Here is a 26,595-nt window from a genome sequence, read left to right as displayed (position 1 = left end):
CGGTCACCTATGCCGACGAGCGCATTGCGAACATGGACGTGGCAATCCTGATGGAGGTCATTGAGCATGTTGATGCCGATCGGCTGCCCGCGCTGGAGAACAACGTTTTCGGGCTTGCCAGGCCGCAGTATGTCATCGTCACGACGCCGAACAGTGACTACAACGCGTGCTATCCAAACCTAGCGCCCGGACAGTTCCGACACCTTGATCACCGCTTCGAGTTCAGCCGCGTGGAATTTCGCCAGTGGGCGAAGGGCGTGGCCGAGAAGTTCGGTTATCTGGTGGACTTTGACGGTATTGGGGACGTGCACGAAACTTACGGCCAACCGACCCCAATGGCGGTCTTTTCCTTCGACTTCACCGCAGCAGAGGAGAGCTAATTATGAGTACCATCTCGCTTCCTAACCTCAGCTTGGTCATGCTGGTCGGTGTCTCTGGCGCCGGAAAGTCGACTTTTGCGGCACGACACTTCGGCCCGTTTGAAGTCGTTTCTTCGGATACCTGTCGCGGCATTGTTTCCAACGATCCGAATAACCAGGCGGCGACGGCGCCTGCTTTTGAGCTGCTGGAGACGATCGTCGGCAAGCGTCTGGAAGCTGGCTTGCTCACTGTGGTCGATGCGACGAATGTGAAGCCGCAGGATCGTGCCCGGCTCGTGAAGCTGGCGCGCAACCACCATGCGCTGAGTGCTGCCATCGTTTTGAATCTTCCGCTGGCGGAGGTGAAGGAGCGGCACAGGCAGCGCACTGACCGCAATTTCGGAGTAGAGGTGTTGGAGCGCCAGCACCGTGATCTGCGCCGAGGACTCAAGCACCTGAGGCGCGAGAAGATTCACAACGTTTTCATCTTGAATTCCGCGACGGAAATTGAAGAGGTCACCATTGAACGTGTTCCGCTCAAGGTCAACCGCAGCGACCTCCACGGTCCGTTCGACATCATCGGCGACGTCCACGGCTGCTTCGATGAGTTGACCGAACTGCTGGCAAAACTTGGCTATCAGCTCTCGGCAGATGGAAGCGATGCTCATCACCCCGATGGTCGCACGGCCATTTTTGTTGGTGACCTTGTCGATCGCGGCCCTAATAGTCCAGCCGTCTTGAAACTGGTCATGGGAATGGTCGCTGCCGGTAATGCCCTCTGCGTGCCCGGAAACCATGACTCTAAGTTGGTGCGCGCCCTCGACGGTCACAACGTCACCACTGGACATGGGCTGGCCGAAACGCTCACTCAGCTTGCCGACGAAAGTGAGGAGTTCCGGAAGGACGTCCGTGAATTCATCGACCACCTGCCCGTGCACTACGTGCTTGATGACGGCGCCCTGGTCGTAGCCCACGCGGGACTGCCTGAGCACCTCCATGGCAGAGCCTCCGGAAAGGTCCGTGAGTTCGCGCTCTACGGTGCGACTACTGGCAAGCTCGATGAAAATGGCCTGCCAGAACGTCTGGATTGGGCAGCGGACTACCGCGGTGCCACCCGTGTTGTCTATGGCCACATGGAAGCGGACCGTCTGCGCTGGATCAATAACACCATGTGCATCGACACCGGTTGTGTATTCGGCGGTAAGCTCTCTGCGCTGCGCTATCCCGAGCTAGAGACCGTGCAGGTTGATGCGAAGCAAACCTGGTGGGAGGCCCCATCCCGCAGCACCAACAATCGCCCGGAGTCCGAGCTGCGCATCACTGACGTGTTAGACGTCGATGGTATCCAGACTGGCCGGCATGGCCGCATCCGCATTGATAGTGACCGCGCGGCTGCAGCGCTGGAAACTATCAGCCGTTTCACGCTCGCACCGGAGAAAATTCCGTACCTGCCACCGACAATGTCACCGGCGCCGACCTCGCAGCGAGAGGGATTCCTGGAACACCCGGAGGAGGCATTCCGCTACTACGCAGCGTACACTGACCAGGTCATTTGTCAGGAAAAGCACATGGGTTCCCGAGCTGTGCTGTGCTTGATTCGACCCGGGACAAAGACTCGTTTCGGTGCTCACTCGTACGCCTACACCCGGACGGGCCGCGCCTTTTTCGACGGTAAGAATCCCACACTCGACGAAATGACCAAGGCGGCAGTTCGCGCCGGGCTTTTTGACCAATTCGGCAATTGGATCCTGCTCGACGGCGAAATGCTGCCCTGGAATCTCAAGGCACAGGGGCTTATCGACGAGATCTATGCACCCACCGCTGCCGCTGGTATCGGTGCAGCGACACACCTCGCGGCAGCGCTGCAGGCGGCAACCGACAGGGGAGTAGAGGTCGGTGGTCCTGCGCCAGAGCAGATTCTGGACGAGCTCGAGAAGTTCCGTGCTGCCTACAACCGGTATGTCGACAGTGACAAGAAGATTCAGTTCGCACCTTTCCAAGTGCTGGCAAGTGAGGATGCCACCTGGCACCACAAGCCCCACTCATGGCACTTGGATATCGCGAACCAGCTAGTAGCAGCTGACAGTGAGATCTACCGGCTGACGCGCTGCTTCGTCCTTGACCCCAGTGACCCGGAACAGGTGGAGGCCGCATCGCAGTGGTGGTTGCAGCTGACAGAGTCGGGCGGGGAAGGGGCCGTCGTCAAGCCGATGGAAAACGCCGCAGTGGACCGGCAGGGACAGCCCGGCATGAAGGTGCGGGGACGGAAGTATCTGCGCATGATTTATGGGCATGACTACCTGCACCCGCAGCGTCAAGAGCGGTTGAAGCGGCGAAATCTGCAGCACAAGCAGTCATCGGCGCTACGCGAATATGCCCTCGGCATCGAGTCGCTGGAGCGACTAGCGGCGGGCGAGCCTCTGCATCGGATCCATGTTCCTGTCTTCGGCGTGTTGGCGCTGGAGTCAGAACCGATGGATCCGAGGTTGTAGGGGGTTACTTCACCGGCAGCGCCGAGGCGTAGTAATCAGCCGTGGTCATCACACCGTCGTTGAAGCCGAGTACCCAGGTCGAGCCCTTCTTGCACAGGATTTCCTCGTCGAAGGGCAGGGTGCCCTCGGCGGACCAAGCGGCCAACAGGTCAGGGATGGTGATGCCCTGAGAGCAGACCACGCTGACTCCGCCTAGCGCGACAATGTCCTCGAAGGCCTTCTTGGACTCGACCTGGTTGGCAATCCAGTGTTCGTCGCCAAGCCGTTCGTCGACTGTGACCTGCATGCCCAGCTCTGCGGCGAGTGGCGCGACGGTGTCCTGGCAACGCACGGGCTCGGCGGAGTAGACGCGCTCGGGGCGGAAACCCTCCAGCGCAGAGACGAGCAGTTCCGCTTGACGACGTCCCTTCTTATCCAGCGGCCGCAGTGCATCATTGCCGTTCCAGTTGGTGCGGCGGTGCGCACGCCCATGGCGAACCAGAATGAGACGGGTGTCCGGTTCCTTGTTCATGCGCTTGCGGGCCTTGACCAGCACGTCGCGGTCGAGATCGTAGGACAGCAGCTCCTCGGCTTCGTCCCAGGAGACCCAGCGAAGCTCATTGACCTCGGAGTTCTGCTCGAAGTCGCCGTCGAGCACCTCAGCGGTCCAGTACCAGACCAACTTCGTGCGTCCAGCGACAGGGTAGGAGACGTTGCCGACCAGCTTGCCCAACCGGACTCGGTAGCCTGTTTCTTCCCAGATCTCGCGGACAGCGGTGGCAATCAGGTTCTCACCGGCGTCGAGCTTTCCCTTCGGCAGCGACCAGTCGTCGTAAGAAGGACGGTGAATTACGCAGATTTCAGGGTTGTGGACATCGCCTCGCCACAGAACCGCGCCGGCCGCAAAGGTCGGCTTGGTGACATCCTGACCTGGCTTCGTCGGAATCTGGCGCAGGCGACCGGTCACGGAGGTATCGCCCTTGAGGTCCTTGTCCTCTTCGTGCATCATCGTGAATTCCCTTTCAATCCTTTGTCGCCGACCTAGTTTAGTATCGCAGTGTGAGAACGTCTCGCTAGACTTGTTGGAGATTAGAGACTAACGGAGGAAGGTCGCGGCGATGGTGCAGGTTTCAGTGATGGGCGCGGGGTCGTGGGGCACGACGCTCGCCAAGGTTTTTGCTGATGCGGGCAATCCTGTACGGCTGTGGTCGCGACGTGCAGAGCAGGCACAGCGTATTCAGATCAGCCGCGAAAACCACGACTACCTACCTGGGCTGGGACTGCCGCGAAACATTGAAGCCACCTCGGATGCAGAGGCCGCGCTGAAGGGCGCGGATGTGGTGGTGCTGGGCGTGCCCTCGCAGACCCTGCGTGACAATCTCAAGGTCTGGAAGGACTTCATCGGACCGGAGACGATTCTGCTCAGCCTGGCGAAGGGCGTGGAGCGTGAGACACATCTGCGCATGAGTGAGGTCATCGCTGAGGTCACAGACCTGCCAGCAGAGCGTATTGCGGTGCTATCGGGCCCGAACCTCGCCCGCGAAGTTGCGATGGAGCAGCCAGCGGCAACGGTCATTGCTTGCGCTGATGAGAACAACGCCAAGATGATTCAGGCGGCAGTCGCCACTAATTACTTCCGTCCCTACACCAACACCGATGTGATCGGCTGCGAAATCGGCGGTGCCTGCAAGAACGTCATTGCGTTGGCCTGCGGTATGGCCTCTGGGCAGGGCTTGGGTGAGAACACGTTGGCAACCATCATCACCCGTGGTCTGGCGGAAATCACACGTTTGGGCGACGCGGTTGGCGCAGAGGATAAGACCTTCGCGGGTCTAGCCGGTCTCGGCGACTTGGTGGCCACCTGTTCCTCACCACTGTCGCGTAACCGCACCTTCGGTGACCGTCTCGGTCGCGGTGACACGATGGAGCAGGCGCAGCACGCTACGCGTGGTCAGGTGGCTGAGGGTGTGATTTCTTCAATCTCGGTCCGTGACCTCGCTCGCCGCAATGGCGTGGAAATGCCAATTACTGAGGCCGTTTACGCTGTCTGCCACGAAGGCGCGAAGGTCGATGAGACAATTCGTAAGCTGATGGGGCGCAGCCGCAAGTCGGAATAACCAATAATGCAGGGGCGGGGCTAAACTTAGTCACCATGACTTCGTCGAATAGCTCGTCTGCAGATCGCATTTCCGTCGCCGTTATCTACGGCGGCGCAAGCCCTGAACACAGTGTCTCCTGTGTCTCAGCTGGCGCAATTATGGATCACCTGGATGAGAACCGCTTCCGAGTGGTTCCCATTGGTATTACCAAGGATGGTGTCTGGACCGTCGGCACGCGTGAGACGGACACGCTGCGCACGCAGGGGCGTACGATGCCGGAGGTCATCCCAGGCGAGGAAGTTGCGCTGAGCACCTCGCCGTCACGCCGCGGTGAGTTCCGCTATGTCACCGGTGATCGCGCCGGCGAGGTTTTCGACACTGTCGACGTCATCTTCCCTGTTCTCCACGGTCCGCACGGCGAGGATGGCACAATCCAGGGGCTCTTTGAGCTTTCCGGCATTGCTTACGTCGGCCCGGGCGTGCTCGCTTCCGCGGCGGGTATGGATAAGGAACGCACGAAGAATCTCCTGCAGGCAGCGGGGCTTCCTATCGGCAAGCAGGTCGTTTTGCACGTTGGCGAGTCGCTTTCCGACGAGGACAAGGAGACCCTTGGCCTGCCGGTGTTCGTCAAACCTGCCCGTGGCGGATCGTCGATTGGTATCTCCCGCGTCGATGATTGGGCGAATCTGGATGCGGCGGTAGAGCTGGCCCGAGAGCATGACTGGAAGGTCATCGTAGAGGCCGGTGTAGACGGTGCCGAGGTGGAGATTGGCGTGTTGCAGCGCGCTGACGGCAGCCTGCAGGTATCGGTTCCGTCCTTGCTGCGTGGCACGGAGGACTCCGACGAGGGCTTCTACGGTTTTGAGACCAAGTACTTGGATGACATCGTTTCGGCGCAGATTCCGGCTGAGCTGCCAGAGGATGTTTTGAAGGCGCTGGAGAAGGATGCTCGTCGGGCGTTCAGGGCACTGGGCTCTGATGGTCTGACTCGCGTGGACTTCTTTGTCACGGATAATGGCCCGATTATCAATGAGGTCAACACCATGCCGGGTTTCACCCCGATTTCGATGTACCCGCAGATGTTTGCGGCCTCAGGTGTTGCCTACGAGGAGCTGCTCAGCGCCCTGATTGAGCGGGCGCTGGTAGCTCGTCGATAAAAGCTGGTTCTTACTTCTCTTCGCTCGGCGAGATGTTCTCCAGGTTGTCAGCGATGACCGAGGAGAGCACCGGCATCAGAGAGCTGGCCTCCGACATTGGCATTTCAACGGCGACGAAGCGTTCACGCCCCATGGCGTACCAGGTGGCGGAGGTACCGGAGGACAGCGTTGGTTCGTTGAACCAGACAATGTCACCAACCTGTGTTAGCTGCTGCGTGGTGGTGCTGTAGCCAGCCGGCTCGTCGACACCACAGCGCAGCACCACCGGATCGGCTGGGGTACCGCCCCAAATGACCATGTCCTTCGGCATGTCAGCCGGCATTTCCGCTGCGCTCAGACGGTGACGGTTGCCGAGATCGCGGGGGAGGGCAGCTTCCAAGCCGCTACAGCGCTTATCAGCTTCCGGAGCTGCCAATTCTGCCAGCGGGACACCGCCGCGCTCCGGTTTGTTCTTGTACTCGGAATCCGGGAGCAGCGCCTCGGCGAGATCACGCAGTGCGTCGTCCGCCTTTGCATTTCCTTCGGCGGTAATCGCAACCACTGGCTCACGGCCGACGGTGAACCAAGTCGCCAAAGATTCGTCGGTACTGTCGACAACGCGCAGCCACGAAATGCCCTTGACCTCTTCGGTCTTGGCCAGTTCGTTGTACTGGTTAGGTACGTTCGCGCCACAGCGCAGCGTGATGCGGTCTTGTTCCAAGTTTCGGTACACAGCGGCACCTTCTGGAGCCGGCTCTGCAATTTCGGCGCGAACCAGACCTGCGGCGCGTTCTGGCAGTCGGTCGAGCAGTTCCGCACACTCAGGCGAGTCATTGGCGGGGAGCTCCGGGTTGGAAATCGCGACTGGTTTCGCCGCCTGACTATCCTGGTAAATCTTTGCGGCAAAAATGATGCCGAGGATAGAGATAATGGCGATAGCGAGTGCGATGCCCGCGCGTGTCCGGCTACCCTTGGACTGAACTGTTTCTCCCGATCGGGGTGCGTCTACCATGGGCCTGATTCTACGTTGTCCGGTACCAACTCCAATTGGTTGGGGGCAATGCCGAGACGGGTTCCGTTATTAACGGTTAACCATCGACTATTAGGAATGTGACTCGACACTGTGACTGAATTGACCATTGGCGATATTGGCGAGTTTGGGGTCATTGAGGCTATTCGGGCTATCGCCCCGTCGGCACGCAATGGCGACGATGCCGCCGTCTTGACGCAGACAACCCCCAACGCCCGCTTTGTCACCTCCACTGACATGCTGGTGGAAGGGCGCCACTTCCGCCTGGACTGGTCGACACCTCAGCAAGTTGGAGCTAAGGCCGCGGTACAGAATTTCGCCGACATCGAATCGATGGGTGCACGTCCAACGGCAATGCTTTTCGCCATCTCAGCACCGTTGCATACTCCGGTGAGCGTGGTCACCGGTATCGCCGAGGGGTTGTGGCAGGAAGGCAAGCAATGTCCCGCGGAGCTCGTCGGTGGTGACATGGTCAGCGGAGATTCTCTGGTGATTTCCATCACTGCGATGGGCGAACTCGGTGGGCTGGGGCGGCCGCTGCTGCGCTCAGCGGCACGCGCGGGGGATACGGTGATTGCGTCGGGGCGCATCGGCTACTCTGCAGCGGGCCTTGCGCTGCTGCAGCACTGCGGAAGCCCGGCAAAGGTTCCAAGTGAGTTTGCGCAGCTGGTGGCAGCACACTGTACGCCCGAATTTGAATACCGCAGGGGGGCCACGGCGCGAGCCACAGGAGTGCGTTCACTGACGGACAATTCCGATGGACTGGTGGTGGATCTCCGCGCTATTGCGCAGGCCTCCAGGGTTACTTTGGAAGTTGACAGCAGTGCGATTGCGCCCGATGAGTTGCAGATTGCCGCTGGCGAATACCTCGCCGTCGATCCATGGGAGTGGGTGCTCACCGGCGGGGAGGACCACACACTGATTGGTTCGACACCGGGGGAGCCTCCGACGGGATTCCGCGCTATCGGCACGGTGTCGAAGGAAAAGTTCGATTCGGTGCTTATCGACGGCAAACCCCCTGCCCGCGATGCCGGTTGGGTTTCCTTTAAGAGTTCGACGAGGTTTTGAGAAGAAAGGCTGCATGACATGGATCCGTTGCCGGTCGAAGAAGGGTGGCAGAAAGCGCTGGAGCCAGTGGCCGATGATATCCACCGGATGGGGCAGTTCCTGCGCGAGGAAAACGCGGCCGGCTACGGCTACCTGCCCGCGGGCACCGATGTGCTGCGCGCCTTCACTTACCCATTCGATGAGGTCAAGGTGCTCATCATCGGCCAGGACCCGTATCCGACCCCGGGGCACGCGATGGGGCTCAGCTTCTCGGTCCAACCGGATGTGAAGCCGGTACCGCGGTCGTTGGCGAATCTTTTTAAGGAGTACTCCTCCGACCTGGGGCTCCCGATTCCCTCCAACGGTGACCTCACTCCGTGGAGTAGGCAGGGCGTAGCTCTGTTCAACCGTGTGCTGACCGTGCGCCCGGGTGCTGCTGCCTCGCACCGTGGTAAGGGCTGGGAGGCAATCACGGAGCATGCCATCAAAGCATTGGTCGCTCGGGACAAGCCTCTCGTGGCAATTCTGTGGGGACGCGATGCGCAGAGTTTGCAGCGTTGGCTCCCGGGCGTGGACTGCATCTGTTCGCCGCACCCGTCACCGCTGTCGGCATCCCGTGGGTTCTTCGGGTCGCGCCCGTTCAGCCGGGCCAATGAGTCGCTGATTCGTCAGGGAGCTACCCCTATCGACTGGACGCTAGAATAGGAATTCATGTCTTCGCAGATTGGTTCTGCCGCGATTGTCGGCTGGGTTGCCCGGGGTATTGATGCGCTTCAATCCCGCCGCGATGAGATCAACAGTCTCAATGTCTTCCCAGTACCGGATTCCGATACCGGGTCGAATATGCTCGCGACGTTGAGTTCGGCGTATGAGGAAGCGCAAAAGGCAGACGCTTCCGATGTTCGCGCAGTCACCGCGGCGCTGGCTGCCGGTGCGGTGCGTGGTGCCCGCGGTAATTCGGGCACTGTGCTCTCGCAGGTTTTTCGTGCGGTGGCTGAGGCAGCTTCCGGTAGCGGCATTGGTGTTGAGTCGGTGCAGCACTCGCTAAAGCTAGCTGTACAACATGTCTCCCAGGCGATTGCCAATCCGGTGGAGGGCACGATTCTGACAGTCCTGCGTCACGCCGCGATTGTCGCGGAGGAATTTGAGGGCGACTCAATTGAGGAGCTCGCCGACACGATTGCAGATGCCGCTCGCGATGCGCTGGCGAAAACCCCCAGCCAGCTCCCGGCACTGCAGCAGGCGGGTGTGGTCGACGCCGGCGGCGTGGGGTTGGTTATTCTGCTCGACGCGCTTGCCGACGAAGTCAGCGGCCGCGCAGCCGCACCGGTCGATTTACATGTCGACGCGCCGCACGTAGCCACCGTTGAGATGGAGGTCATGTACCTGATTTCCTTGGCGGATACCCAGGCGGTGGAGACACTGCGAGAGCGGTTAAACCCGCTGGGAAACTCGCTCATCATCGCAGGTGACGCTGGTAATGCGGAGACCGCACAGTACATGGTGCATATCCACACAGTGGAGCCGGGCGCAGTTATCGAAGCGGCACTTGACTTCGGTCGTCCGGAGGGCATCCGCATCGAGGTGCTCGATGAACCGGAGACAACACCTGAGTCCACTCGCATCCTCATTGCGGTAGTGCCGGACGGTCCGCTGAAAGATCTCATCACTTCCTCTGGAGCGATTGCTATCAGCCCGACCCCCGCTCCGACTCCCACATCCACTCCAACAGATCGCGCAGCCATCGCCGACCAGGAGTTCGCTGAAAATGTGGTCACCAAGGCACTGACTGCCATGCGGGGTGCGGATGAGGTAATCCTGCTGCCAAATGGTCTAGTCAGCGACCAGGAATTGGCGGATATCGAATTCGCTGCTGCCGCGGCTAATCCGACACTCGCGGTAGTTTCTACAGACTCCATTCCGGCTGGCCTCGCGGCCTTGGCCGTGCATTCGGCTGAGCTGCCGCTGGAGGTTGCCGCGTACGCGATGGGCGAGGCTGCCAATGGCACGCGAACGGCTGTAATCGCTGCGGACGTCGATAAGCCTTTGACTGACGCGCTCACAGAGATCGTCTCAGACCTGTTGGCTGGCGGCGGGGAACTAGTGACTCTGCTGCTCGGGCGCGGAGCTGAGGACGTGGACATAGAGCAAGTGCGGGCGCGGCTGGACAAGCCTGTGGAGGTCGTAGCCTATGATGCAACTGGCATCGATGAGCCGGTGCAGATAGGAATCGAGTAGCACGATGCTCGGATGGCTCGGCTCGGATTATGCGCGCACGCCCCTGAATATCGTGGTGGGTCCAAAGATTGCGAAGAAACTTCACACAGGTTTCGGTATGGAGACCGTCTCGGATGCACTGACGAATTTCCCAAAGCGCTACGTGGCGCAGGGTAAGAGCTTAGATGTGTCATTTTCCGACATTGGCGACACCATCACCACAGTCGTGGAGGTGCACAGCATCTCGCCAGCGCCCGCCTTCGCCGACCGACGCAAGCCACTGAAAATCTATGTCAGCGACGGCGTGCGCATTCTTCCGGCCGCGATTTTTGGTGCCGAATGGCTGCGCAATATGCTGCACCCCGGTGTGCGTCTGCTCATTGTTGGCACACTCAGCGAGTTCCGCAATGAGCTGCAGCTGAAAAATGTTGACTGCATGGTGCTCAAAGCCGATGGTTCGGTAGGCGCAGCCACTGGCAAGCTGGCCACACTGACGAAAACGGCCAAGGGGATTGCGGAGATGCAGCGGCTTCTCACTCGCCCTTACCTGCCCATTTACCGTGGCCGCAAAGGAGTAGCGGGTATTCACCTGGCTCTGTTCATGCAGCGCATCCTCGAATGGTTACCGCTGCAGCCAGACCCGTTGCCCGCCACACCGGAGGGACTTACCGATTTCGACTCCGCACTGCGTGGCGCACACTTTCCCTCCATCGCGGGCCCCGACATTGCGCTCACCCGGCTGAAGTATGACGAAGCGCTTGAGCTCCAACTCGCCGTTGGTGCACGTAAACGCACTCAAGAGAGCCTCACCGCTCCGGCCTGCACGGAGGTCACCGGAGGGCTTCGCGACGAGCTACGCCGAGGACTGCCGTTTTCGCTTACCGACGGTCAGGTCGCGGTCGCGGCCGATATTGCGCACGACATGTCGCAGACCAGCCCTATGAACCGCCTGCTGGCAGGTGAAGTCGGCTCGGGTAAGACCGTGGTGGCCCTGCTGGGAATGCTGCAGGCAGTCGATGCCAGCCGACAGTGCGCGATGCTGGCGCCGACGGAAGTCCTGGCCCAACAGCACTACCGATCGCTGACAGCGATGCTGGAGCAAGCCGGAGTAGCAGTGACTGTGCGACTGCTGACGGGTTCGATGTCGACGAAGGAGCGCCGGGCAACCCTGTTGGAGGCAGTCAACGGGGAGGCGGACATTGTCGTCGGCACGCATGCCCTGCTCAGTGAGGGCGTGGAGTTCTTCGATCTCGGGTTGGTGGTCGTCGATGAGCAGCACCGCTTTGGTGTGCGCCAGCGCGATCAATTGCGCAGCAGGGGACGGGGCGGAATGACACCGCATCTGTTGGTGATGTCGGCAACCCCGATTCCGCGCACGGTAGCGATGACCATTTTTGGCGACCTTGCAGTTTCGCAGTTGACGGAATTGCCACGGGGACGTCAGGAGATCCAATCCTTTGTCGTACCGACGCTGGAGAAACCCCGCTGGGAGGCACGAACCTGGGAGCGCATTGGGGAAGAAGTGTCCAAGGGCAACCGCGCCTTCATTGTCTGTCCTCGTATTACCCGCGATGAGGAACAGTTCCTCGACGAGTCTGTGGAAGCGGTGTTCGACCGAGCGAGGAAGAAACTGCCCGGTGTACGTATCAGTCAGTTGCACGGCAATATGGCACCGGAGGACAAAGACCGCGTGATGCAGGCTTTTGCCGGAGGTCAGCTGGATGTGCTGGTGTCCACCACAGTTATCGAAGTCGGCGTGGATGTACCAGAGGCCACGATCATGATGATTCGCCGCGCCGAGAGCTACGGTATCTCGCAGATTCACCAGCTGCGCGGTCGCGTCGGCCGCGGTGACCGGGGTGGACTGTGTTTCCTGTGTACACACACGCATTCTCAGACACCGGAGCGTACCCGGTTGGAACGCATTGCCACCACCACCGATGGTATTCAACTGGCGGAGTTAGACCTGGCCACGCGTAGTTTTGGTGATCTACTCGGTGATGACCAATCGGGACTGGCAACTGGCCTCGGTCTGGTGGACCTCACCACCGACGGCGAGATCATCGAGCGCACCCGGCACGACGCCACGGCTCTCCTCGACAGCGATGAGAGACTTGTGGGGGAGCTCATCTCCGATATTGATGAAGAGCAGTCGAACTACTTGGACCGCTCCTAGTTAGACCTAAGTAGACTGTTGGGCATGGTAAATGTCTGTGCACCTTTTGCAGGAGTAGTCCGCTGGGAGGTCGCCGAGAAAGACTCGGTGACGACTGGCCAGGTCATTGCGGTCGTGGAGGCCGTCAAGCTAGAAGCGCCGGTTTTAGCGCCCTGCCCGGGTACGGTCGCGGAGGTGGCGGCAGATCAATTTGTGGATGTCGAAGGTGGTCAGCTGCTGGCACGAATCACGCCAGCAACTCACAGCACGATGGCACAGAACAACGGCAACGAGAACACATCGCACGAAGGGAAGTAGATGACCCGCATTATTGCAGGTGAGGCGCGCGGTCGCAGACTAGTCGCACCCAAGGGAGAGACCACTCGGCCAACCAGTGACCGCGCGAAAGAAGCCATCTTTTCATCCTGGTCCACACGCTTTGGGTTAGAGGGAACTCGCGTTCTCGACTTGTTCGCGGGCTCAGGTGCGCTCGGTTTGGAAGCGGCTTCCCGTGGCGCGCGTTCCGTCGTATTGGTGGAAAACGATCCGAACGCCATTGCCGCCATTGAAAAGAACATTCGCACCGTGGGGCATCCCGATGTGGCCGTGTCTCCGATGAAAGTGTCATCGTACCTTGCGGGCGCGCCGGGCGAGCCTTTTGACCGCGTCATCGCTGATCCTCCCTACGAGCTGGCGGGGGAGGCCGTTACAGAGATGTTGGAGGCTCTGCGCAGCTTCCTCGCGCCGGGCGCGGTAGTGACTGTGGAGCGTCACCGCGATGACGACGAGACGCAGTGGCCGGAGGGCTATGAGCAGCTCCAGCAGAAGCTGAAGCGCCGCATTCATGGATTGGCGCGCTTCGACACCGCTATCCACAACGCTTAACGTTCTTCTTTACGCTTTACGACGGCCAAAGGTGGTTTGACCTCTATGACTCACGCATGCTGCCCCGGTTCCTACGATCCCATGACCTGTGGTCACCTCGATGTGATTGAGCGTGCCGCGCGCCAATTCGGTCAGTTGACCGTGTTGGTTACCCACAACCCGAATAAGCAGGGCATGTTCAACGTCGAAGAGCGCATGGACCTCATTCGGCAGTGCACGCAGCACCTGGACAATGTGCGGGTGGACTCCTGGTCGAAGCTGTTGGTGGACTACACCTCCGCGCAGGGGATTACCTGCCTGGTCAAGGGACTGCGCTCGGCAGCAGACTACGAGTATGAGGCTCCTATGGCACAGATGAATCGGCGCATGACTGGCATTGAAACTCTCTTTGTGGAGGCTGATCCGAAGTACGGTCACGTGTCGTCGACACTGATGAAGGAAGTTGTTCGGTACGGCGGTTCGGTGGAAGGCCTAGTTCCTGAGCCTGTCTTGCACGCCCTGCAGCTCAGACTGAAGTAGCATGTAAGTCATGTTTCGCGTCTTCGAATCTCTTGATGAACTGGTCCAGATCCTAGAAGAGGCACACGGCGTGCCACTGTCGGCCAATTGTATGGTCCCGCGCCAGCGTGTTCTCGAGTTGCTCGATGAACTGAGGGATGCTTTCCCGGCTGAGCTCGATGACGCGCAGGATGTCTTGGACCAGCGGGATGAGATTATCAACGATGCTGAAGCCCGGGCGAACAACACCATTTCGTCTGCGGATGAAGAAGCCCATCGTATTGTCGACGAGGCAGAGGCCCGCGCTAACCACACCGTTGAGAATGCCAATGCTCACGCGGCTGGCACCGTTGCGGCCGCTGAGGACGACGCTCGTCGTCTCCGCGAGGATGCTCAGCACGAGTACGACAACATTGTGGATCGTGCTTCTGCCGAGTCCGATCGCCTGATTCACGCTGGTAACGAATCCTACGAGCGTTCCGTTGCGGAAGGCCGTGAGGAGCAGGCTCGCCTGGTCGCTGAGTCGACGGTCGTCCGCGAGGCCAACGACGAAGCGAATCGTCTGCTGTCCGACGCACACGCGGATTCCTCTCGCCTCCGCGAAGAGTGTGACCGTTACGTTGACTCCAAGCTCGCCGAGTTTGAGCAGACCCTCCAGGAGACCCTGCGCAATGTCGGTCGCAATCGCTCTGTACTGCGTTCAGGGGCCGGTGCCGTCGGCGGTGGTGCAGGGGCGCAGAACGCGCCGTCTTCCTTCTCCGAGGGGCAGGAACGCCGCCGGTACGAGCGTTAGCGCATCTTCGGGGTAGACTGAGGTCTATCATGACTGACTCATCCCCATTTGTTCTGGACGTTTCGACATGTCTGCAGGGCGGCATGCCCGAGCAGTTCCGCAAGGTAGGCGATAGCCCAGTCCGCGTTGGTGTCGAGATGATTGGCATCGCCGCTGGCGAGGAGGTTGTCGTTGACGGCATTGTCACGAACCTCGGCAGTGGTGTCATGGTTGACGCGACTGTGACTGCCAAGGCCACCGGCGAGTGCGTGCGCTGCCTAGCCCCGCTGAATCCGGAGCTCAGCTTCCATATTTCGGCTGTCTTTTCCAACAACGAGGACTTCATCACAGGCGACGATGACGAGGAAGAAGACGTTGAGGACGAAGTTGGTCAGATCGTCGACAATACGGTGGATATCACTCAAGCCGTCATCGATGAGGCGGGCTTGAATCTGCCCTTCAATCCGACCTGTCTGGATTTCGATTCCAGCTGTGCTGAGTCGGACTCGGAAGTGCCGGAACCAGACGGCATCTCGGGAGAAGAGGAGCGTATTGATCCGCGTTGGGCTGGCCTGGCGGAAAAGTTTGGCTCGCTCGGGGACGATAAGTAATCGACGACGACTTAGACGAAGACTTTAAAGGAGATATAACGGATGAGCCGCAAGCGTCGGCTAACCGGTGAAGCGGCTAGAAAGGCGGCCTTTGAGGCCGTCGATCACGCCCCGCTGCTGGAAAAACTCGGTGTTGAACTACCAGAGGAGTCCCTGAAGCTCGCTCTGACCCACCGCAGTTTCGCAAATGAAAATGGCATGCTGACCAATAACGAGCGTCTAGAGTTCCTGGGCGACGCCGTGCTGGGCATGTGCGTTGCTGAAGAACTCTACCGTCGCTTCCCGGACCGTGCTGAGCAGGATATTTCCAAGATGCGCGCAGGTGTCGTGAACATGTACGCGCTGGCTGACCTGGCCCGCAGTATCGGATTGGGGGAGCACATTCTCCTCGGTCGCGGTGAGAAGGCCACCGGTGGCGCGGATAAGCACTCAATTCTCGCTGACACCACCGAGGCACTGCTGGGTGCCATTTACCTGCAGCATGGCTTTGAGGTTGCCCGCGAGACCGTTCTTCGCCTGTTTAACCAGATGATTGACGATGCCCCGACGGAGTCTCGCGGTCGTGACTGGAAGACGCTGTTGCAGGAGCGCCTGGCAGCCAAGCAACTACCGGCTGCTGAGTACACCGTGCGCACCACCGGCCCCGACCATGACCTAACTTTCTACGTCGACGTGCTGGTTGACGGCGTGGTTAAGGGCAGCGGTACCGGCGCCACGAAGAAGGAAGCCGAGATGCACGCCGCGCATCAGGCGCATACTGCACTTGCATAATGCCCGAGCTTCCTGAAGTCGAGTCCGTACGCCGCGGTCTCGACGCTTACGTCGTCGGTGGCCGCATCGAGGATACTTTCGTCTACAACGCTCGTGCCGTGCGGCGCCAACCCGGTGGTGCCGCAGAGTTTATCGGTCGTACGCGCGGGCGCACGGTTATCGCTACGGATCGCCGCGGCAAGTTCATGTGGCTCACGCTTGACGACGACTCCGCAATTGCCATCCACCTGGGTATGAGCGGCCAATTGCGTGTGGAAGCTCCGTACACGCCCGATACGCTGCCCGGACGCCACACCAGGGCCGCATTTGACATAGCCCTGCCGGACGGCGCTCGGCACCTTATCAACTTCAACGATCAGCGCACCTTTGGTTGGGTCTGGGCCTGTGAAATGGTCGAATACCACGGTCGCTTTGTTCCGGAACCCGCAGCCAAGATCGCGCCCGATCTATTGGAGCCAACTGTCGATGTGGTTGCACTTGCACACCGCATGATGAAGTCGCGTTCGCCAATCAAGGCGGTATTGCTCAATCAGAACATCGTGTCCGGCATCGGCAACATTTATGCCGACGAAATGCTTTGGGCGGCGAAGGTTGATGGTCGCGTGCCGGCGTGCGACCTTTCGGTCCGTCGATTAGCGAAACTTCTGCGGGAGGGCCAAGCGGTACTTCAGCGGGCGCTAGCGGCCGGCGGCACGAGCTTTGACGCACTATATGTACATGTCAACGGCGAAAGTGGCTATTTCGAGCGGAGCTTGAACGCCTATGGCCAAGCGGGGGAGCCGTGCTCGAGGTGTGGGCGCGCAATTGTACGTCTGCCATTTGGGAATAGATCGAGTTATCTGTGTCCCACCTGTCAGCGCTAGAATTTCCTTATGAGCTTCATGGAACAAGCGACCGATTGGGTCAACGCCTGGAATGACAAGTACTGGCTGTTCATGATTCTGCTACTCAGCGGTGCAGGCCTGTACTTCTGTTGGCGGACCATTGTGGTGCAGCTCCGGTACATCCCGGAGATGTTCAAGGCAATTACCGAAAAGCCGTCTGACATCTCCGAGGGGGTCAAGGGCATCTCGGCCTTTAAGGCCTTCACAATCTCTGCTGCCTCGCGTGTCGGTACCGGTAACGTCGCAGGTGTGGCGGTGGCAATCACTACGGGTGGGCCAGGTGCCGTGTTTTGGATGTGGCTACTCGCTGCGATTGGCGGTGCTACCAGCTTCGTGGAGTCGACGCTGGCGCAGCTGTACAAGGTGCGGGATAAGGACTCTTACCGAGGAGGGCCCGCGTACTACATCACCAAGGGGCTGGGAGAGAACTGGCGCTGGATGGCGTCGCTGTTCGTCATCGCGATCACGGTGACCTACGGTTTTGTGTTCAATGCGGTGCAGTCCAACTCAATCACGGCGGCTGTGGCTGAGTCGACTGGTCAGGAAACGCCGATCTTTAAATTCTGCGTCGGCATTGTGCTGGCAATCTTGGCCGGCGTCATCATCTTCGGTGGTGTGCAGCGTATTTCGGCGGTGACACAGATCATCGTGCCGATTATGGCCGTGGCTTACATTATCCTCGGCCTGATTGTCTTGGCTCTCAACATCACCGAGGTGCCGGGCATGATCAAGCTGATTTTTGAGCACGCCTTCGGTATCCGTGAGATCGCTGGTGCCGCTGTCGGTACCGCCATGATGCAGGGTATTCGCCGTGGTCTGTTCTCCAACGAGGCCGGTATGGGTTCCACACCAAATGCGGCGGCTACGGCGTCGGTGTCGCACCCGGTCAAACAGGGCCTAATCCAGACGATGGGTGTCTACTTCGACACCTGGGTCGTCTGTACCATCACCGCAGTTATCATCCTGTTGTCCGATCCGACCTTCGGCGGCGATGCGGAGGGCACCGCGTTGACTCAGGCTGCGCTGTCTGCGCAGGTGGGTACGTGGGCCATCCACGCGGTCACGGTTATCATCTTCTTCCTCGCGTTCTCCTCGCTGGTGGGTAACTACTACTACGCCGAGGCGAATATCCCGTTCCTGTCAAAGAGCAAGGCTGTCTTGAACACCGTGCGCGTCCTGGTTATCCTGTGCGTGATTGGCGGAGCTGTCGGTTCCGTGCCGCTAGTCTGGTCGCTTGCAGATACGTTCTCCGCACTCATGGCCACCATCAATATCATCGCGATTCTGCCGCTAGGCGGTGTCGCAGTCGCCCTGTTGAAGAACTATTCCGAGCAGAAGGCCAAGGGACTTAATCCAGTATTCCACCGCGATGATCTGCCTAACCTCCGCGGTCACGACAAGATCGAGTGCTGGGATGGTTCCGACCCGATGACGGTGCGTGAGTCCGATGCCGCTTAACGACGTCCGCCTCACCGCATGGGTACACGGACGCGTTCAAGGTGTCGGTTTTCGCTGGTACACCCGCGCGACGGCACTGGAGTTGGGGTTGGTTGGTTACGCCCAGAACTATTCGGATGGTCGGGTGTTAGTTGTTGCCGAAGGGTCACGGGCAGACTGTGAGAGTTTGCTCGCTTGGCTGGAGGGGCCGAATACTCCAGGCAATGTGACGGCGGTGGTGCCCCTATGGCAGGAACCGAAGGGGGCATTTAGCACGTTTGACCGTCGTTAAGCGGGTGCTAACTGTCTTCCTCCCCCCATGTCGGTGTAGGAAACCGAAAAATTCGAATACGTTTTATCCCTCGCTCTGTGTGATTGATTTTGCGCAGTTGGCGGGGGATTTTTTCGTGTCTTGGGGTAGTTGATTGGGGCGCTAAAGAGCTCCCGGAGCGCTAGAAAAATACGCAAGTGAGAAAAAGACTACGCAAATACGGAATCAGGGTGGTTTAAGTTAATAACTACCTACTGACAGACAGGGGAGGCACAAATGACGCCTGAAGAAGTGATTGCACAGTCGGGAAACTCAGCGTGGATGCTGATCTCGGCTTCGTTGGTCTTGCTCATGACACCGGCGCTCGCGCTGTTCTATGGCGGCATGTCGCGACAGAAGTCGGTGCTCAACATGATGATGATGAGCTTTGGCGCTGTTGGCGTTGTCGGTGCCATTTACGTCCTGTGGGGCTGGTCGATGTCCTACGGGTCGCAGCCAATCGGTGGTGTATTTGCCAACCCGTTCGAGTTCTTTGGACTGCGTAACTCAATCACGGACGATGACGGCAACTATATTACGGGTGCAAACGGTTACCCGAACATCATCGACATCGGATTTCAGCTCACGTTCTGCTCTATTTCTGTAGCGCTGATTTCTGGCGCGCTGGCCGAACGCGTGAAGTTCTCCACCTGGTTGATTTTCGTCGGTATCTGGACAACGCTGGTGTACTTCCCAATGGCATACATGGTCTGGGGTGGTGGTCTGCTGAGCCACTCTGCAGAGAGCCTTTCGGCAAAACTGTTTGGGGCCGCTGACGGCGAGGCTGCCATCGCTCCAATTGACTTCGCTGGCGGTACGGTTGTGCACATTGCTGCTGGTACCGCCGCTTTGGTGCTGGCGATTATCGTCGGCAAGCGCAAGTCTATCGATGGCAGCCAGCATCGCCCGCATAACCTGCCACTCGTCATGCTGGGTGCTGCACTGCTGTGGTTCGGCTGGTTCGGCTTCAACGGCGGTTCGGCATTTGCTGCCGACGGTGTCGCTGGTCTGGCATGGCTAAATACGACCGTGGCAGCGTGCCTAGGCATGCTCGGCTGGATTTCACTCGAGCGTTTTCGTGATGGACATCCCACCTCGCTGGGTGCTGCTTCGGGGGTCATCGCAGGGCTTGTGACTATTACTCCGGCCGCAGGAGATATGAACCCGGTGACTTCAATCATTCTGGGCTATATCGGCGGTGTGCTGGCTTGCTGGGGCGTTGGTTTAAAGTACAAGTTCAACTTCGATGACACCCTGGATGTGGTTGGTCTGCATCTGGTTGCAGCCATGTGGGGAACGATTGGTGTTGGCCTGCTGGCTAACGACCGCGGACTGCTTACCGGCGGTGGCATCGACGGCCTGAAATTGTTCGCCATCCAGATCATTATTGCGGTCATCGCAGCGGTGTTCTCGGGCGTGCTGACGTACATCATTGCCCGAGTTCTGAAGGTAACCGTCGGCTGGCGTATCCACGGCGAGCAGGAACATTCTGGTATCGACGTTGCTCAGCACGGTGAGTCGGCCTACACGTCGGCCAAGCAGGCGGCTGTGTAATCCAGGCTGTGTAAATGAGGCTGTGAAAACAAGTGGGTCCTTGGGTTAATTCAGCTCCAGTCCACAACTGCAGGTAAGATATTGCCCCATGTATTTGAAATCGCTGACTCTGAAGGGCTTTAAATCCTTCGCTTCGGCGACGACGATGAAATTCGAGCCCGGCATCTGCGCAGTTGTCGGCCCGAATGGATCTGGTAAGTCGAATGTTGTCGACGCCCTCGCGTGGGTTATGGGCGAGCACTCCGCCAAGACCCTCCGTGGCGGCAAAATGGAAGATGTCATCTTCGCGGGTACTTCCGGGCGAAAGCCCTTGGGGCGCGCGGAGGTTACTCTTACCATCGACAATTCCGATGGGGCACTTCCCATTCAATATAAAGAAGTCTCTGTCACGCGTCGCATGTACCGCGACGGCGCCAGCGAATACGAAATCAACGGTTCTCGCGTCCGCCTCATGGACGTCCAAGAACTCCTCAGCGACACCGGCATTGGCCGTGAGATGCACATCATCGTCGGCCAGGGCCGGCTTTCTCAGATTCTGGAGTCTCGGCCAGAGGAGCGTCGTGCGTTTATTGAAGAAGCCGCAGGCGTGCTCAAACACCGTCGTCGCAAAGAAAGGCGCAGCGTAAACTGCAGTCGATGCAGGCCAATCTCGACCGGCTGCAGGACCTGACAGGTGAGCTTTCCCGTCAACTCAAGCCGCTAAAACGTCAGGCTGAGGCTGCCTCTCGCGCTCAGACTGTGCAGGCAGACCTGCGCGATGCCAAGTTGCGTTTGGCTGCCGCGGACTTCGTGGACTTGCAGGACAGCCTCAATGACATTGCTGGTCAAGCCAAGCTCATTGAGGAAAAAGTAGAAGCTGCCACGGAGCGTGCTGAGATTGCCGCTGAGCGCACTGCAGAACTCGAAGCCGAATTGGAGGACATTACTCCAGCTGCCGATGCTGCCCGTGACCTATGGTTCCGTCTCTCCGCACTCGGTGAGCGTATTCAAGCGACGGCCCGCATCGCCGCCGATCGCGCGGCCGACCATTCCGTCGCTCCGTGGGTAGGCCCGGACCCGGACTTCCTGGAGCAGCGTGCCGACGATGCCGCCACCGAAGAAGCCACGCTTGCAGAGGCAGAGGCAGAGGCTCGCGAAAAGCTGGAGGAAATCCGCGAAACGCTTTTCGATGCCGAGGAAACGTTCCGCGAAGCAGAGGCCGAGCACCTCGCGGCCGTTCGCGCAATCGCCGACCGTCGCGAAGGAGTGGTTCGCCTCATTTCCGCCGAAGAATCTCTGCGCACTCGCTTGGAAGCCGCCGAAGCCGAAGCTGCACGCCTTGCCGAGCAAACCAATGAGGCCGACGAACGCCGGGCCGATGCCACCGAAGCCGTGGAAAACGCCGCACAGGAACTAGCCGAGGCCGAATTCGAAGGTCCCGAGCTGCAGAGCGCTTATGAACAGGCTAACCGGGAAGCAGAGCTGGCCTCTACACGGTTGAAAGAACTCCGTGCTGACGAGCGCGACCTCGAGCGCAGCGTCTCAGGTTTGTCCGCTCGCATCGAAGCTCTAGAGACCGCCCGCACCGCTGCTGCCAACGACGGCACCGCGTGGCTACGCGAAAAGCACGAGCTCGGCGTTCTCTCTGAAGTCATCGATGTCGACGCTGGCTGGGAAAAAGCGCTCACCGCAGCCCTCGGCGCGGCCGCCGAAGCACTAGTCAGCGAGGGCAGTGGAGATTCGCTTATCGACGAGCTGGTGGCTGCAGGCAAAGGCAGTGCCGTCGTTATCAGTTCTGCGGATGCATCCGACTCCTGGCGCTTGGACATCACTTTGCCCGCACAGGCATCCTGGCTGCTCGACCATGTGACAGTGCCCGCGAAGCTTTCGGGTTCGTTGACCTCTCTGCTCGTTGATGTCGTGGCCTGCGACGACGAACTCGTTGCCCGTGAGCTGGTGACGCAGGATACTCGACTGCGCGTTGTTGACCGCGATGGTGTGCTGCGTGGCTCTGGTTGGGTAGCTGGCGGTGCTGGTGGCACTGCATCAGGTGTGGAAATCGCCGCCGACATTGCCAAGGCCCGCGAAGAGCTGGCGGAGGCGCAGGTGCGTTTGAGTGACCTCGGTGGTGTGCTCTCCGGAGCACAGGCCGAAGAAGAGGACCGCCGCACTGACGCTGCGGCCGCCCGTGCCGCGCTGCGTGAGCATCAGAGTCGTATGAAGGTCTTCACGGATGCCCGAACTCGGGCCACGGCGCAGCTGTCCGGCGTGGTGCATGATGCCGAACGCGCTGAGCAGCGCGGAGCCGAAGCCGCGGACCGAGTAACGAAGCTCCAGAAGGAATTGGCGGAGGTTGCGGACCGCTTGGCTCGCGTTGACCGTGACCCCGAGGAGGGGGAACCGTCGACAAGCGAACGTGACCGTGCCTCGGAGGCTCTGACGGCAGTGCGCGCCATGGAGACAGAGGCGCGTCTGTCGCTGCGTACGGCAGAGGAGAGGCTGTCGAGTGTACGAGGTAAGGCCGAGCGGCTTCGTCGCCAGGCTGCGTCGGAGCGCGTAGCGAAGGCGCGCCATGAGCAGGCGCAGATGGCTAAGGTTGCCCAGCGCGAATTGGCAGAAGTCGTCGCGGAGCTGGCTGAGGATTTGCATGCGAAGGTCAACGTGTCGTTGGCGCGGGCAGAGGCCGATCGCGACGATGCCGAGGCGCAGAAGAAGACGGTGTCGCAGGCACTATCGGCGGCACGGACGGAGGCAAATGGGGCGCAACGTGAGCTGGCACAGCTAACGGATTCCGCGCACCAGGGAGACATCGCCCGTGCACAGGCGCAGGTCCGCGTGACCGAGGCTGCAGAGCGCATCGTCGACCAGTTGGGGCTGTCTGTCGATGACCTGCTCGCGGACTTTGCTCCTGATGAGAACTTTGACCGCGCAGCCGTGACGAAGCAGCTCAAACAGGCGGAGAAGGATCTGCGTGTGCTCGGCCGCGTCAACCCGTTGGCGCTGGAGGAGTATAAGGCGATGGAGGAGCGCTACTCTTTCCTATCCACGCAGCTCGATGATGTCCTCAAGGCCCGCCAGGACCTCACCGATGTTGTCGAGGAAGTCGATGCCACGATTCTGCAGCTCTTCACAGACGCGTGGAACGATGTCGAGGCAGAATTCCCCGCGGTCTTTCAAACGCTTTTCCCGGGCGGTGACGGACGACTGGTTCTCACTGAGCCTGACAACCTGCTAACCACAGGTATCGAGGTTGAAGCTCGCCCACCGGGCAAAAAGGTCAAGCGACTCTCGTTGCTCTCCGGCGGCGAGAAGTCGCTGACGGCGCTGGCAATGCTCGTTGCTATTTTCCGCGCTCGCCCGAGTCCGTTTTACGTGCTCGACGAGGTGGAGGCAGCGCTTGACGACGTTAACCTGCGTCGCCTTATTGCGTTGCTCGAGGAACTCCGCGCGACCAGTCAGCTGATTGTCATTACGCACCAGAAGCCAACAATGGACGTTGCGAATGTGCTCTACGGTGTGACCATGCGGGGCGATGGTGTGACTCGAGTAATCTCGCAGCGAATGTCACCGGCATCCGCAACTCCGTCGACAGGAGCGGAGTAGGCGCGGAGTAAGTGAGGAAGAGTCGTTGATACTGCATAATGAGAGTTATGACTCCAACTCAGTGGATACTCCTTGTCGTCGCGATTGTCGTTATTATCGCGCTGCTTTTTGTTGTGGGCTATGTCCGCAGGAAAAACCAGCGCATTTCCTTTGCGAAGGAAGATACTAAGGAACTCACCCAGCAGGAGAAGTCTGGAAATTACCAGGCCACTAGTGGTTTTAACTTCGCTCCGGCCGGTAGTGGAACTGATATCCGTGAGAAGCAGCCGGTTGAAAAACCGATGCCCAAGCCGGTGGAAAAGCCCATTGAAAAGCAGGTCCCGGAACCAGTTGAAAAGCGGGCAGATGAGCCCGTTGATAAGTCGACGGATGGCTCCCTGCTGAAGCCGGAAGGCCAACTGCCTATTCCCGATAACCCCACCGAAATGGAGGGGGATCACGACCGCGTAATGCGGGAAATCCCAATCGATTTGCCTACGGCCGGAGAAGAGGAATCAGAGCCCGAGCCGGAACCACAACCAGAGCCCCAAGCAGAGCCTGAGGTAGAGGTAGTTTCTGCTCCTGAACCGGTGCCGGAGCCGGAGCCGACTCCCGAACCAGAACCGACGCCAGAGCCGACGCCAGAACCGACGCCAGAGCCGGAGCCGACGCCGGAGCCAGAAGCGGAACAGCAGATTGACTCCATTGACCCGGCTGAGGGACGTCTGGGTCGCCTGCGCGGTCGTCTGTCCCGGTCGCAGAATGCAATTGGCCAGTCTGTGCTCGGCATCTTGGGCGCGGGTGACCTTGATGAGGACGCGTGGGAAGAGGTCGAGGACATCCTGGTGATGGCTGACCTCGGTGCGGCTGCGACGCAGCGTGTCGTCGATAAGCTGCGTGAGCGTATTGCCAGCCAGAAGGTGAGCACGGAAGAACAGGCACGCGCCCTGCTGCGTGAGGTGCTGATTGAGGAGTGCAAGCCTGAGATGGATCGCTCCATTCGCGCACTTCCGCACGAGGGCAAGCCCGCAGTGATTCTGGTGGTCGGTGTCAACGGCACTGGTAAGACCACGACGACGGGCAAACTGGCTCGTGTGCTGGTGGCCGGTGGCCACCATGTTGTTCTCGGTGCAGCGGACACTTTCCGTGCCGCTGCTGCAGATCAGCTGGAAACCTGGGGCCGTCGTGTCGGTGCCGAGACCGTTCGTGGCGCTGAAGGCGCGGATCCTGCTTCTATTGCATTTGAGGCAGTTGCTCACGGTATCGAGTCCGGCGCTGATGTGGCGCTCATCGACACCGCCGGCCGCCTGCACACCAAGGTCGGACTGATGGACCAACTGGACAAGATTAAGCGCGTGGTGGAGAAGAAGGCTCAGGTTGATGAAGTCATCCTGGTTTTGGACGCGACGGTTGGCCAAAATGGTCTGCTGCAGGCTCGTACTTTCCGGGATGTTGTAGACATCACCGGCGTTGCTCTGACCAAGCTGGACGGTACCGCGAAGGGCGGCATTGTATTCCAGGTGCAAAACGAGCTCGGTGTACCGGTGAAGTTGGTTGGCCTTGGTGAAGGTGCTGACCACCTGGCGCCGTTTGAGCCGGAGAGCTTTGTAGACGCACTGCTCGGCGGCCGCAAATAGTAACTAACATCGATGAGTGAATTTTCCATTGATTGGTGAGTACAGCGTCGGTCGTTGCCCCCTCCCGGCAAAAAGTAAAGGCCTCGGAGCCACCGCGTAGATTTCTGTAGAGGATACGCGGGGCTCCGGGGCTTTTACTGTTGAGGGGCTAGGAATCTAGCGGAGAGTTGTGCTAGGAATCCTTAGAATTCTTGCGTGCGAGGCGGGTAGCTGCCACGCCACCGACCAGGAGTGCGAGAGCCGCACCGCCGAGGGCAGTCGCCTGAACACCAGTGACTGCTAGACCAGTGTTCTTGGTCCCGGTTTGCTTACCGTCATTCTTAGGGTTGTCGGGCTTGTCTCCTGGATTTTCCTCCCCAGGATTCTTGTCGTCCCCAGGCCGTTCGTCACCTGGGTTTTCATCATCCCCCGGTGCGTCATCGTCTGGGTTTTCATCGTCGGAAGTTGGACAGTAGCCGTAGACTCCGGTTGCCGGGTCGATCTTGCTCATATCCCGCGGGGAACCATCGGGGCACGTTGCGGTGTCATCGACTCCCGGCGGAATTCCGTCATTCTCTGGGGCATCTTCGTCAGGCTCCGGAGTTGGGCCGGAATCATCTGAAGTGCCACACGCGCCGTAAGCTCCGGTTGCCGGGTCAATCTTGCTCATATCCCGCGGGGAACCGTCGGGACAGGTCTGGGTGTCCTCAACGCCCGGTGGGATGCCATCGTTCGATGAACCTCCTGGATCCGGGTTTGCCGCGTCATCTACACACTGGAAAGTACCGCCAACATTTTCAAAATGTTGACCGGCGGGGCATTCCGATGGGGCGGGGTCAGGAATCTGTGCGGTGGCGGCGCCAACGCCGATGAGCATGCCGGCTGAAGCGGCAGCGGCCACCATGGTCGAAGAGAGCTTCTTCATTTGGAAACCTCACAATGTCTATAGGAAAGCCCTGCAATCAATGGGCTTAAGGGGGAACACTGTTCACACATTTGATTCTAATAACTAATTAAAGTCTTTAGTGGCATGGGTTTGGGGAGGGGGTAAAGCAAAATTGTTGACTCGTCCAAACCTCAGTAGAGGAAAGTGGGAACTTATATTTACAACGCTGAGTGTGTACACCCGTTGTGGTTGGAGCGTTTATAGAACTTGCCACTGTCGACTCGGCATAGGGCTTT

General features: G+C 59.5%; 21 protein-coding genes and 2 pseudogenes. 20 read left to right on the top strand and 3 right to left on the bottom strand.

Annotated features, from left to right (window positions below):
- Window positions 1-380 (top strand): annotated as a pseudogene (locus HMPREF3011_RS06295) (3' terminal RNA ribose 2'-O-methyltransferase Hen1); the annotation flags it as partial.
- 2 nt (window positions 381-382) lie between these two features.
- The gene (locus HMPREF3011_RS06290; protein ID WP_070841297.1) at window positions 383-2,851 is read left to right on the top strand and encodes a polynucleotide kinase-phosphatase; all 2,469 of its coding nucleotides are present in this window, start codon (window positions 383-385) and stop codon (window positions 2,849-2,851) included.
- Between the two features lie 4 nt (window positions 2,852-2,855).
- Here the strand turns inward: HMPREF3011_RS06290 and HMPREF3011_RS06285 are convergent, their stop codons facing one another.
- Window positions 2,856-3,836, bottom strand: coding sequence for an NUDIX hydrolase (locus HMPREF3011_RS06285; protein ID WP_210401654.1), 981 nt, complete (start codon window positions 3,834-3,836; stop codon window positions 2,856-2,858).
- A gap of 112 nt (window positions 3,837-3,948) precedes the next feature.
- On the opposite strand from HMPREF3011_RS06285, the gene HMPREF3011_RS06280 reads away from it, so the two are divergent.
- A complete protein-coding gene (locus tag HMPREF3011_RS06280) occupies window positions 3,949-4,947 on the top strand; it encodes an NAD(P)H-dependent glycerol-3-phosphate dehydrogenase (RefSeq protein ID WP_038628610.1) in 999 nt (332 codons plus the stop codon).
- 35 nt (window positions 4,948-4,982) lie between these two features.
- Complete coding sequence (locus HMPREF3011_RS06275) at window positions 4,983-6,086, top strand: D-alanine--D-alanine ligase family protein (RefSeq protein ID WP_038628611.1); 1,104 nt, start codon at window positions 4,983-4,985, stop codon at window positions 6,084-6,086.
- Window positions 6,087-6,096: 10 nt separating this feature from the next.
- Here HMPREF3011_RS06275 and HMPREF3011_RS06270 read toward each other — a convergent pair whose 3' ends face one another.
- Window positions 6,097-7,077, bottom strand: a complete 981-nt coding sequence (locus HMPREF3011_RS06270; protein ID WP_038628613.1) for a DUF3515 domain-containing protein — start codon at window positions 7,075-7,077, stop codon at window positions 6,097-6,099.
- 111 nt (window positions 7,078-7,188) lie between these two features.
- On the opposite strand from HMPREF3011_RS06270, the gene HMPREF3011_RS06265 reads away from it, so the two are divergent.
- The 16 genes and pseudogenes from HMPREF3011_RS06265 to ftsY all read left to right on the top strand — a co-directional run bounded on the left by HMPREF3011_RS06265 (window position 7,189) and on the right by ftsY (window position 25,434).
- Window positions 7,189-8,163 carry a thiamine-phosphate kinase gene (locus tag HMPREF3011_RS06265; protein ID WP_070841295.1) on the top strand — a complete coding sequence of 325 codons (975 nt, stop codon included), beginning with the start codon at window positions 7,189-7,191 and terminating at the stop codon, window positions 8,161-8,163.
- A gap of 18 nt (window positions 8,164-8,181) precedes the next feature.
- A complete protein-coding gene (locus HMPREF3011_RS06260) occupies window positions 8,182-8,847 on the top strand; it encodes a uracil-DNA glycosylase (protein ID WP_070841294.1) in 666 nt (221 codons plus the stop codon).
- Between the two features lie 6 nt (window positions 8,848-8,853).
- Window positions 8,854-10,380 carry a DAK2 domain-containing protein gene (locus HMPREF3011_RS06255; RefSeq protein WP_038628619.1) on the top strand — a complete coding sequence of 509 codons (1,527 nt, stop codon included), beginning with the start codon at window positions 8,854-8,856 and terminating at the stop codon, window positions 10,378-10,380.
- A 4-nt stretch (window positions 10,381-10,384) separates the two neighbouring features.
- A complete protein-coding gene (locus HMPREF3011_RS06250; protein ID WP_038628621.1) occupies window positions 10,385-12,535 on the top strand; it encodes an ATP-dependent DNA helicase RecG in 2,151 nt (716 codons plus the stop codon).
- A 24-nt stretch (window positions 12,536-12,559) separates the two neighbouring features.
- Complete coding sequence (locus HMPREF3011_RS06245) at window positions 12,560-12,832, top strand: acyl-CoA carboxylase biotin carboxyl carrier protein subunit (protein ID WP_005509454.1); 273 nt, start codon at window positions 12,560-12,562, stop codon at window positions 12,830-12,832.
- Window positions 12,833-13,399, top strand: a complete 567-nt coding sequence (gene rsmD / locus HMPREF3011_RS06240; RefSeq protein ID WP_038628622.1) for a 16S rRNA (guanine(966)-N(2))-methyltransferase RsmD — start codon at window positions 12,833-12,835, stop codon at window positions 13,397-13,399.
- A gap of 45 nt (window positions 13,400-13,444) precedes the next feature.
- Complete coding sequence (coaD, locus tag HMPREF3011_RS06235; RefSeq protein WP_038628624.1) at window positions 13,445-13,918, top strand: pantetheine-phosphate adenylyltransferase; 474 nt, start codon at window positions 13,445-13,447, stop codon at window positions 13,916-13,918.
- Window positions 13,919-13,928: 10 nt separating this feature from the next.
- The gene (locus HMPREF3011_RS06230; protein ID WP_038628626.1) at window positions 13,929-14,690 is read left to right on the top strand and encodes an SPFH domain-containing protein; all 762 of its coding nucleotides are present in this window, start codon (window positions 13,929-13,931) and stop codon (window positions 14,688-14,690) included.
- A gap of 29 nt (window positions 14,691-14,719) precedes the next feature.
- Window positions 14,720-15,280 carry a YceD family protein gene (locus tag HMPREF3011_RS06225; RefSeq protein ID WP_070841293.1) on the top strand — a complete coding sequence of 187 codons (561 nt, stop codon included), beginning with the start codon at window positions 14,720-14,722 and terminating at the stop codon, window positions 15,278-15,280.
- Between the two features lie 42 nt (window positions 15,281-15,322).
- Complete coding sequence (rnc, locus tag HMPREF3011_RS06220) at window positions 15,323-16,051, top strand: ribonuclease III (protein ID WP_038628630.1); 729 nt, start codon at window positions 15,323-15,325, stop codon at window positions 16,049-16,051.
- Window positions 16,051-16,914 carry a bifunctional DNA-formamidopyrimidine glycosylase/DNA-(apurinic or apyrimidinic site) lyase gene (mutM, locus tag HMPREF3011_RS06215; RefSeq protein WP_038628632.1) on the top strand — a complete coding sequence of 288 codons (864 nt, stop codon included), beginning with the start codon at window positions 16,051-16,053 and terminating at the stop codon, window positions 16,912-16,914. The genes rnc and mutM overlap by 1 nt, the downstream gene beginning before the upstream one ends.
- An 18-nt stretch (window positions 16,915-16,932) precedes the next feature.
- A complete protein-coding gene (locus HMPREF3011_RS06210) occupies window positions 16,933-18,393 on the top strand; it encodes an alanine/glycine:cation symporter family protein (protein ID WP_049181285.1) in 1,461 nt (486 codons plus the stop codon).
- Window positions 18,383-18,664 carry an acylphosphatase gene (locus tag HMPREF3011_RS10980; RefSeq protein ID WP_080972868.1) on the top strand — a complete coding sequence of 94 codons (282 nt, stop codon included), beginning with the start codon at window positions 18,383-18,385 and terminating at the stop codon, window positions 18,662-18,664. The genes HMPREF3011_RS06210 and HMPREF3011_RS10980 overlap by 11 nt, the downstream gene beginning before the upstream one ends.
- A gap of 255 nt (window positions 18,665-18,919) precedes the next feature.
- Window positions 18,920-20,236 (top strand): ammonium transporter, encoded by a 1,317-nt coding sequence (locus HMPREF3011_RS06205; protein ID WP_049181503.1) that lies wholly within the window; start codon window positions 18,920-18,922, stop codon window positions 20,234-20,236.
- 88 nt (window positions 20,237-20,324) lie between these two features.
- A pseudogene (smc, locus tag HMPREF3011_RS06200) lies at window positions 20,325-23,818 on the top strand (chromosome segregation protein SMC).
- A 47-nt stretch (window positions 23,819-23,865) separates the two neighbouring features.
- Window positions 23,866-25,434 (top strand): signal recognition particle-docking protein FtsY, encoded by a 1,569-nt coding sequence (gene ftsY / locus HMPREF3011_RS06195; protein ID WP_070841292.1) that lies wholly within the window; start codon window positions 23,866-23,868, stop codon window positions 25,432-25,434.
- Between the two features lie 172 nt (window positions 25,435-25,606).
- On the opposite strand, the gene HMPREF3011_RS06190 is transcribed toward ftsY, so the two are convergent.
- Entirely contained in the window at window positions 25,607-26,338 is a 732-nt protein-coding gene (locus HMPREF3011_RS06190; protein ID WP_038628640.1) for a hypothetical protein, read from the bottom strand.
- Between the last annotated feature and the right edge of the window lie 257 nt (window positions 26,339-26,595).

This window comes from Corynebacterium sp. HMSC074C04 (assembly GCF_001838295.1).
In the GTDB taxonomy this organism is placed as follows: Bacteria; Actinomycetota; Actinomycetes; order Mycobacteriales; family Mycobacteriaceae; genus Corynebacterium; species Corynebacterium amycolatum.
This window is presented reverse-complemented; position numbering and strand designations above follow the sequence as displayed.